We start from the raw sequence: 7,831 nt of genomic DNA, 5'->3' as shown, positions 1-7,831 counted from the left end.
CCGGTGATGTCGCAGCTGGTGTGGCCGTCGGCCTCAATCATGCTGGTGGGGTTGCCGGCGCCGTAGGCGTAGCGGTTGCCGGTGTAGGGGTTGGTGGTGAGGTTCATGTCGGCGAGGGCGCCGGGGTCGTAGTTGCGGAAGCCCATGTCGTAGGTGCCGGACTGGGCGTCCCAGCGCTTCGCGTTGAAGGGTGGTGCCGTCGCTGTTGTGGCCGGCTGCCGTTTCCGACGTGGTGCGGTCCAGCGGGTCGAAGGTGTACGTCGTCGACTTCAGCGCGCCCGTGTCGTCGGCCTTCTCGGACTTGGTGACGTGGTCGAAGCCGTCGTAGGTGTTGCGGGAGATCACCTGGCCGCCCGCGGTGACCGACTGCCCCATCGACCCCGCCGGAACGATCTCGGCGGAGCCGCTGGGACCCGCGACACGACTACGGCTTGAGAGCCTTAGAGACCAAAAACTCTAGAAAGTCCTGATGCTCAGGAACCATATCCCTGGTTTCGTGGTCAAGGAAGGTTACCTGATCAGAGCAGACGCCATTATCCACCAAGAACCCCCATAGGTCTCCAGTGCCGACCGGTGAAAAGGCCACAAAGTCCGCATCCCACCATTGCTCTCGATTTACAGACTCGAGGTCCTCCACGCTTCCTTCCTGCGGATTTAGCGGGAGAATGTCAAGGAAGCCGAATCCTCCGCCACCTGCGGTCAACATGAAACGTCTGTAGGCAGCAGGAAGGGATACGCCTAAGATTACCTCGGTTTCGGCGATCTGTTCTTCGGTCGACCGCCACCCTTCAAAGTTTTCAAACCAGAACGGGTGGTCCGATCGAACGCTTTCCAGCAGGTGTTCGAATTCCGAGTATTCCACTTTACGCCGGCCCTTCTTGGCTGCCATCAAAGCCCTTCTGAAGCCGCTGGCCGGTTATCGAACCAGGCCGGCCCGTATGCGCTCCCCCCAATTTCACAGGGCCAACGGTGAGACGTCAGTGACCCTCGATCGCAGGCCAGGTCTTCCAGACTTGTTCGAGACGGCTGTAGGCGTCATCGAACCAGGAATCGGCCAGCGGCACCATCACGCTCACCGTTGTCATAGACATGGTGTCGTCTCTGATAGTGACGGTGAGTTGCTCTCCGATATCGTCGCGTTCGATGGACAGCGCCGGGCCTCGTACAGCCTCACGCCAGGTGATGCCGGCCTGCCCGCTGTCGAGCGCGTCGAGACATTCCTGCCATTCGGCCAAGTCTTCCGGAAACACCCAGGCATTGAGGGTTCCCCTAATGAACGGCGTGTCAACCACGAACTCACCCGTTAGCACATGGGTCATGCGCGCCCCTCGCCGGGTCTCTCTCCCCGTGATCCGAAGGACGACGTTGTTGCCCTCACCAACCAGGCGGATCAGGTCGATCGTGCCCTGAGCCATCGCTGCCCCTTCCAAGACGTTCGTAGTGGCCAGATTCTATCCATACAGGCGGGCGGCAAGCCGGGGGAAATCTGCAGCCCTGGCCTGCCGCCGCTTTCACGAGGTCACTGTCTCTGTACCGCAGGCCCTCTTACGGGTACACGCCGCTCGGCACGAACTTCGACGTGGTGTATCCGCTGCTCGTCAGCATGAACATGTCGATGCCGGTCGGGCGAATAGAACCCACGTTGTAGGCCGGTATGGAGGAGTAGAAGACTCGCTCGTTCTGATCCAGGTGTTTCCGAATATCCCTCTCGAACTCCCGCATGTCCGTCTGGTTCGCAATCGGGCTGGTGGGAACGATGTTCTTCCTCAAGTGTGTGCCGCCGAACGTCCTCGCTATCAGGTGCGCCTTGTCCATTCCTGCCTGCCACCCGACCGGCTTCTGGGGTTTGGTGGTGTTGATCTCCGTGATAGTGGGATTGAGGCAGGCCCATGCGCCGGTCGCGCGCCCCTTGTCATCGGGATTGTTGTAGAAGATTGTGCTCGTGGATGAGGTGTCCTTCAGACAATTCTTGCTCTCTCGGTCATTGAGCGTCTTCAGAGTGACCACTGATGGGGTGACGGCGGCCGGGGGCGCAACGCACGAGGCACCTGTGCCGTTGAGAGAGGTGTTCGAAGTCTCAACTCATCAGCGCAGGTGCCTCGTTGGTCTCCTATCCTGCCGCACTCGACCTGCCGCATGCGCTGGTCGAGTGGGTCACCATGCTCATCGTCACCCGCGAGGGTGACCGACGCTGCAAGCTTCCGCCGCACCAACACGCGCTGGTCGCTCTGGTGTACCTGCGCAAGCACGACACCCTGGCCCAGATCGCAGCCGGCTTCGGCATCTCGGTCGGCACCGCCCACGCCTACACAGCCGCCGTGATCGACCTTCTGGCAGCACGGGCGCCCGGCCTGCTCAAGACGCTGCGCGAGCGCGAACCGGACTACGTGCTGCTCGACGGGACACTCGCCGAATGCGACCGGGTGGGCGACGGCCGGGCCGACTACTCCCACAAGCACCGCCGCCACGGGGTGAACGTGCAGGTCGTGACCGACCCGGTCGGCCGCGTGCTGTGGATCTCGCCGGCCGTGCCCGGCCGGTGCCACGACCTCACTGCGGCCCGCAGCCACCGGATCATCCGAATCTGCGAACGCCAAGGTGTCCCGATCTTGGCCGACCGCGCGTACCAAGGAGCCGGTCCGTGGGTCACCACCGGGCGCAGACGACCACCCGGCGGGCAACTCTCCCCGACACAACAGACGGTCAACCGAGTACTGGCCACCTCCAGGGCGCCCGTCGAACGCGGCATGGCACTGCTGAAGTCCTGGCAGATCTTCCGAAGATCCCGGATCGGCCCCAACCGCATGACGTCAATCACCAAGGCCATCCTCACCCTGGAGAGACGACTCTGAAAAAGCTCACTGAAGCATCACCGAGAGCAGCAGCAGCGCGAGGCCGCAGGCACGGCGTGGCAGCACAACGGGCACGTGTTCACCACGCCCCAGGGCAGGCCGATCGACCCGACCAACCTCACCCGCACCTTCACCACACTCCTCCGCAAGGCCGGCCTCCGCCGCATCCGGTTCCACGACCTCCGCCGCTCGACCGCGACCCTCCTCCTGGAACAGGGCGTGGAACTCGTCGTGATCAAGGAGCTGCTGGGGCACGCCCACATCGGCGTCACCGCCACCGTCTACGCCCACGTCCGACTCCGGCTCCAACGCGACGCCATCGACCTCCTCGGCCACGCCCTCCGCAACCCCGCCGAGACCACCGGCAAGCCCGACGACGGCAACGAACCACCGCTCGCCGGAGCCGCCGTCCGCTGACGTTGCCGTCAACTACTGCCGTCACACCCGCTGAAGCCCCGCCAGACACTGCCTGACGGGGCTTCAGATTTGCGTGTGTACGTGAGGAGCTACCGGCCCCAGACGGACTCGCGGAACCGCCGAACCTGAGAGATGGTCGTCGACCACTCAGAAATTCGGTTCCCGTCCTCGTCAACCAAACTCCGAGCCTCCACATATCGCCAAGGCTCTTGCGGATTGAACTGTTCTTCGAGGCCGTCCAGGAAAATGATCGAGTTTTGCACGTAGACATCTTCCCCTTCCCGGTAAACAGGCCAGCAGAAGATGAACTTAGCGGTCTCCGGGTCCGTGATCGAAGAGATGAGGCACGAAGTCGAATTATTGCTCGCCTCAAGCTCCCCTAGGGCCCTCTCCCAACTTCGAGAGTAGTCACCCACCGTCCAGAAGCTCAGGTCCATCGGGAATGGTTCTGAAAAATCCCCGACTGTGACCCTACCGGTGGCCTCGGAAGGCGACGAGACGCCACCCTCCGAGGCGGGATCACCGATCACTTCGATCGCGAATCGTCTATTCCTTGAGATAGTTGAGGTCTGGGTCATAAGTACCGATCCGTTGGCCCTTGCGGTTGAACATCTTCCAGCCGTCCGACACATTATGCCCGTCAACATTCGGCGTGATGTAGTTCTTCCCATTCGAGAAGACCACCTGGCCGTGCGAATTGAACGGAGCCTTTTGCGCGGGGATTCTCGTCCTATACCCAAGGGCCCCCGCCCTGTCCCCTACGGTTCCGGCGTACAACTCCCGGTTCTGCGCACTTCGCGCGGCTACTGAGTCCGGATGATACGGATCACCCTTGAGCGCCGGGGAAGAGGTGTACCCCTCAGGAAGATCACAGTTGCTGTTGTGAACGAGAACCGGTGTCTGACCAGCGAGTACATAGTACGTGTGGAGTTGGTTGACGGTGAGGTTGTACATGTCTGCGGTGCCGGGGTGACTGTGGACCGCAGTGACGTGTACGTGGTGGTTGGTGGCTGTTTCGAGGCTGTGACCGGGTGTCAGGTGGCCGGCGGGAACCCAGATGTGGAGGGTGTCGTCCCAGAAGGGGTGTTTGGAGGTGGTGTGGAGAGTGTGGGTGTGGCCAGCACTGGTTTGGATGGTCAGGTCGACCAGGTCGTGGTCGTGATTGATGTGGGTGGCAGTGACCCGACGGGCGCGCTTGTGTTTGCCGGTGCCGGGGTTGGCGGCTTCGACCTTGTCCCCGGTCTTGACCTTCCCGATTGGCTTGGTCTTGCCGTCCTTCATGAGGACGGGTGTGTCCGGGGTGAAGCTGCAGCCCTTGGTGAAGAGTTTGCTGAGGACTCCTGCGTCAGATGCCGCGCCTCCGTCTGATGTGGCGAGACCCCGGCAGATTTGTCGGGGCCTCGCTCCGCTCCGCTCCGAGGATCGGTTCCCTACAAGGCGTTCGCCCTCTTGACGCTCGTGGTGCCGATCGGCACGTCGATCCGGTCCCGAGCGACGACGACCCCGTCCTTGACGACGTAGCACTCGACGACGTGCTCGCCTTTGAAGTCCGAGTGCTCGATGCGGACTCCCCGCATGCTCGAGTCGACGATCTGGCCGCGGATCGCGTCCCGCCGCTCGGCTTCCGGACCACGATTGAGCACTTTCCACTTCAGCGTGTAGGGCTCCCCGACCGAGCAGCTGGTGACCACGAACCTCAAGCTCTTGTCAGGTTCTGAGGGGGCCGGGGTGCAGCAATGCGCTCCGGCTACCCGACTGAAGCCTCTGGTGGTTACGGACATGATCTTGTGGTGAGACCTGTCCTACCAGGGGCTTTACGTCTGTCCGCAGCCGGGGCCATCCTGGCCGGCCTGCTCACGCATGGCGTGGTTCACACCGCTTCGACGTACGCCATTTCGCTGAGAAAACGTCACTCGTCACCTTTTCGTGTTGCTGCCTGCCGCGAAGTCTCTGTGCCGCCCGTCACAGCGAGCCGGACCGCGAACCTGACCAGGGTACGGAAGCAAACATCCCCCCGGGACGCCGACAGGCTTTCTCCTCACCGCTGCTGGCGTCTCCTGGGCCGCTGCGCTCACGCCGTTCGCGACACACCCAAGGCCACGTGCCATGACAGGAGGTTGCGTATCACCGCTCGTTGGCCACGCCGGCCGCCGCTGAGCAACGACTTACCGGCCTGGCCCGCCGTACCACCGTGAGCGAGCCACGCCGGAGGAAGTCGGCGAGGACCCCCACGGCAGTGCTCAGCCGCTCTGCTTCTTCACGGTCCTGGTGGGCTGAGGAAGTGTCCATGGCCGACAGTCTGGCTCTGCTTCCCGTCTCCGGTGGGCGTTGGAACGGCTCTCGCCGAGAACCGGCGGTGCAGCGCGGCCTCCCGATGCGGGCCGCCTGACCATGGACCTGCACATCGGCATCCGGTGGCTCCTGGAGCGCCAGGCAGAGGTCCTGCCCAAGCACCCCTCAGTGCATGACCTCTCCGCCCTTGTGGCCGCCGTCGCCCGCCATCGCGTCAACACCCCGCAGATCGGTGTCGCCGTCGACAACGCCTGGCGCGCGGCCGCGCTGATGCACACGCTCATCCGGCTCCGCCCGCTCCCCGCCCGTAACGCCCTGTTCGGCTCGGCCGTCGCAGTCGCTTACATGAATGCCGCCGGCGAGGGCATCGACCCACCGTACGGCGCGCTGATCGACCTCTCGCGCGACATCGCGGCCGACCGTGCGGACGCGTACGACACGGCCGACCGTCTGCGGTCCTGGCGCATCTGACAGCCCACCCGGCAGCGCTCGCCAGGGGGCACCCCAGGATCGCCACCGAGTGAGCCTCGGTGCGCCCTCGACCTTCCGCTGTCGCGGTCGCAGCAGCGGTTACGTGACGGGGCCGGGTGGTGGCTCATGCCGTAGCGACTGGGCAGAGCCCGTCAAGGCAGTGGGCTGTCTTCGGGCCCGGCCGTGTAGCCTCAGCCAGAACGTCTGCAACGACTCGGCGGGGCCGCCCACTTCGAAGCGGTTGCGGACCTTTCCCAGCGGGTTCCACACCCTCCCGTCCGGCATCCGCACCCCCACCGGCTGACCGAAATAGACCTGCTCCCTGTCGTCGAAGTCCACCCGCACGGCACCCGCCCGGCGCAGGAGCACCTCCCCCACGTACGCACCCAGCCCCAGCAGCGTCTCCCGCGCCCGCTCCGGTTCGGCCCCGCCCTTGCGCAACCCGTCCACGACGAAGTCGACGACCCGGAGACTGGCCACCGAGTAGTCCAGCGGCAGCCGGTTGCGTGCCGTCACCCGCGCCACGAAGTCGGCCGCGTACGAACGCATCCCCCGCACGCGCTTGGCACTCTGTCTCCGTCCGCTTCATCCATGAGTCCCACCCCTCGCTCATCCAACGGAAGCGTCAAAAACCCCTCCACAATTTCGAGCGAACGCCGTCACGCGAGCGTCACGGGTAGCGAACATGCCAAATCTCACGCTCAGTTGATGGTTTCTGTCGGCCGCGGCCGGGGACCGCTCTAGTCGCCTCCGGTGACAGGAAGTACTGTGCTTGTGCTGTGTCGCAGGGCACACGCCGGTGGGGCGGCAGTGACTCGCGCCGGCGCATGCACTGCTACCAACGCGCGGGAGACCGCAGTACGGATAAAAATGAGCGTAGGCACGCACAGTTCATGCGCGCTCGCTACAGTTCGGACTGTACAAATTTTCCAGAGGAGTACCGATGACTGAGGGACCGATCGACCTGATTCGTCTGACCGGAGATGGTAACAGCGTCATCCTTCGTGTCACAGGTAGAACAAAACCGCAACAAGACGCATTGACGTGCGAATTTGTGGTTGAGACGCCATTTGTCAGTGGAAAGCAAAGCGACTGGCTGTTTCCTCCCGACTTGACCGAGTGGCAGAATTGCCTTGACGCACTTGATGCGGGGCAGAAAATCGCCTGGCGTGAGTATGTACGCGGTACTGACCTGTTCATTGAACGTGACGAGGATGGAGAGCGCTTCCAAGTCACCGTTAGAGACAAAGAATCGACTTTGACAACGGTGACCGTAAAAGTCCCGCTGTACGACTCGTGGTTCGATGACGCCTACAACCGCCTCGAAAAGGTGCTGCGAATCTGGCCGCTGACCGAAAGCGACTGAATTTGCCCCCTCGGCAAAGTGCGTCCAGGTCTTAAGGTCCGCCGAGGGTCGTTCTGCATCCGCCAGGATGACTCGCATTTGACGCGGATGGGCAATTTCACACTGCGGTGGGCTGTAAAAGATCTCTCGGGCAGTTGGACTGGCAGCGGACGAGCCGCCCGGTAATCGCATATCTGATCCGCGCGTTCCTGACGCCCCATATCAGCGTCCCCTCTCGGCGGCCACGCGGACGTCTATCCGGCCCCAGTTACGTCCCGAGTAGGGCACCCACCCCGGTCTCGACCCGTTTCTTCAAGCGCAAGGGCCGCCCGGCTTGCCGGGCGGCCCTTGTCTAGCCTCGATTCGTCAGCGGGGTTCGATCGCTGATCGACCCGGCGGTTTGCCCGTAATGTCCTGGGCCGGTGGATGACGGGCCGTCGCGTGACGCTGTGGC

At 63.4% G+C, this 7,831-nt stretch carries 10 protein-coding genes and 1 pseudogene; 4 read left to right on the top strand and 7 right to left on the bottom strand.

The window, feature by feature from the left end; all coding sequences use genetic code 11:
* Positions 1-424 precede the first annotated feature (424 nt).
* The 3 genes from IH48_RS35505 to IH48_RS35500 all read right to left on the bottom strand — a co-directional run bounded on the left by IH48_RS35505 (position 425) and on the right by IH48_RS35500 (position 2,007).
* A complete protein-coding gene (locus IH48_RS35505) occupies positions 425-889 on the bottom strand; it encodes an SMI1/KNR4 family protein (protein ID WP_078850206.1) in 465 nt (154 codons plus the stop codon).
* 88 nt (positions 890-977) lie between these two features.
* Positions 978-1,415, bottom strand: a complete 438-nt coding sequence (locus IH48_RS0131955) for a DUF5959 family protein (protein ID WP_030912725.1) — start codon at positions 1,413-1,415, stop codon at positions 978-980.
* 130 nt (positions 1,416-1,545) lie between these two features.
* A complete protein-coding gene (locus IH48_RS35500) occupies positions 1,546-2,007 on the bottom strand; it encodes a DNA/RNA non-specific endonuclease (RefSeq protein ID WP_078850205.1) in 462 nt (153 codons plus the stop codon).
* A gap of 95 nt (positions 2,008-2,102) precedes the next feature.
* Between IH48_RS35500 and IH48_RS0131945 the strand changes: the two genes are divergently transcribed.
* Positions 2,103-2,852 (top strand): IS5/IS1182 family transposase, encoded by a 750-nt coding sequence (locus IH48_RS0131945; protein WP_030912720.1) that lies wholly within the window; start codon positions 2,103-2,105, stop codon positions 2,850-2,852.
* Between the two features lie 6 nt (positions 2,853-2,858).
* Positions 2,859-3,269: pseudogene (locus tag IH48_RS0131940) on the top strand (tyrosine-type recombinase/integrase); the annotation flags it as partial.
* 89 nt (positions 3,270-3,358) lie between these two features.
* On the opposite strand, the gene IH48_RS0131935 reads toward IH48_RS0131940, so the two are convergent.
* The 3 genes from IH48_RS0131935 to IH48_RS0131925 all read right to left on the bottom strand — a co-directional run bounded on the left by IH48_RS0131935 (position 3,359) and on the right by IH48_RS0131925 (position 5,050).
* Entirely contained in the window at positions 3,359-3,847 is a 489-nt protein-coding gene (locus IH48_RS0131935; protein WP_234434467.1) for a hypothetical protein, read from the bottom strand.
* On the bottom strand, positions 3,816-4,550 hold the full coding sequence (locus IH48_RS34630) for a polymorphic toxin-type HINT domain-containing protein (RefSeq protein ID WP_051840975.1): 735 nt from the start codon (positions 4,548-4,550) through the stop codon (positions 3,816-3,818). Before IH48_RS34630 ends, IH48_RS0131935 begins: the two co-directional genes overlap by 32 nt.
* A gap of 149 nt (positions 4,551-4,699) precedes the next feature.
* Positions 4,700-5,050: a nucleotide-binding domain-containing protein gene (locus tag IH48_RS0131925; protein ID WP_267885336.1), complete on the bottom strand. Its 351-nt coding sequence runs from the start codon at positions 5,048-5,050 to the stop codon at positions 4,700-4,702.
* 610 nt (positions 5,051-5,660) lie between these two features.
* On the opposite strand from IH48_RS0131925, the gene IH48_RS0131920 reads away from it, so the two are divergent.
* Positions 5,661-6,032 (top strand): hypothetical protein, encoded by a 372-nt coding sequence (locus IH48_RS0131920; protein WP_030912707.1) that lies wholly within the window; start codon positions 5,661-5,663, stop codon positions 6,030-6,032.
* Positions 6,033-6,131: 99 nt separating this feature from the next.
* Here the strand turns inward: IH48_RS0131920 and IH48_RS0131915 are convergent, their stop codons facing one another.
* Positions 6,132-6,581, bottom strand: a complete 450-nt coding sequence (locus IH48_RS0131915; protein ID WP_051840970.1) for a hypothetical protein — start codon at positions 6,579-6,581, stop codon at positions 6,132-6,134.
* 394 nt (positions 6,582-6,975) lie between these two features.
* On the opposite strand from IH48_RS0131915, the gene IH48_RS35495 reads away from it, so the two are divergent.
* Positions 6,976-7,398, top strand: a complete 423-nt coding sequence (locus tag IH48_RS35495; protein WP_078850204.1) for a DUF5959 family protein — start codon at positions 6,976-6,978, stop codon at positions 7,396-7,398.
* Positions 7,399-7,831 lie beyond the last annotated feature (433 nt).

Source organism: Streptomyces sp. NRRL F-5126, from assembly GCF_000721265.1.
In the GTDB taxonomy this organism is placed as follows: Bacteria; Actinomycetota; Actinomycetes; order Streptomycetales; family Streptomycetaceae; genus Streptomyces.
The sequence above is the reverse complement of the archived record's forward strand: the minus strand, read 5'-3'. Positions and strand labels throughout refer to the sequence as shown.

Bases quoted from the DNA above. Each gene is read 5' to 3' on its own strand.
- IH48_RS35505 (WP_078850206.1), bottom strand. From the start codon at position 889: ATGGCAGCCAAGAAGGGCCGGCGTAAAGTGGAATACTCGGAATTCGAA.
- IH48_RS0131955 (WP_030912725.1), bottom strand. From the start codon at position 1,415: ATGGCTCAGGGCACGATCGACCTGATCCGCCTGGTTGGTGAGGGCAAC.
- IH48_RS0131935 (WP_234434467.1), bottom strand. From the start codon at position 3,847: ATGACCCAGACCTCAACTATCTCAAGGAATAGACGATTCGCGATCGAA.
- IH48_RS34630 (WP_051840975.1), bottom strand. From the start codon at position 4,550: ATGAAGGACGGCAAGACCAAGCCAATCGGGAAGGTCAAGACCGGGGAC.
- IH48_RS0131925 (WP_267885336.1), bottom strand. From the start codon at position 5,050: ATGTCCGTAACCACCAGAGGCTTCAGTCGGGTAGCCGGAGCGCATTGC.
- IH48_RS0131920 (WP_030912707.1), top strand. From the start codon at position 5,661: ATGGACCTGCACATCGGCATCCGGTGGCTCCTGGAGCGCCAGGCAGAG.
- IH48_RS0131915 (WP_051840970.1), bottom strand. From the start codon at position 6,581: ATGCGTTCGTACGCGGCCGACTTCGTGGCGCGGGTGACGGCACGCAAC.
- IH48_RS35495 (WP_078850204.1), top strand. From the start codon at position 6,976: ATGACTGAGGGACCGATCGACCTGATTCGTCTGACCGGAGATGGTAAC.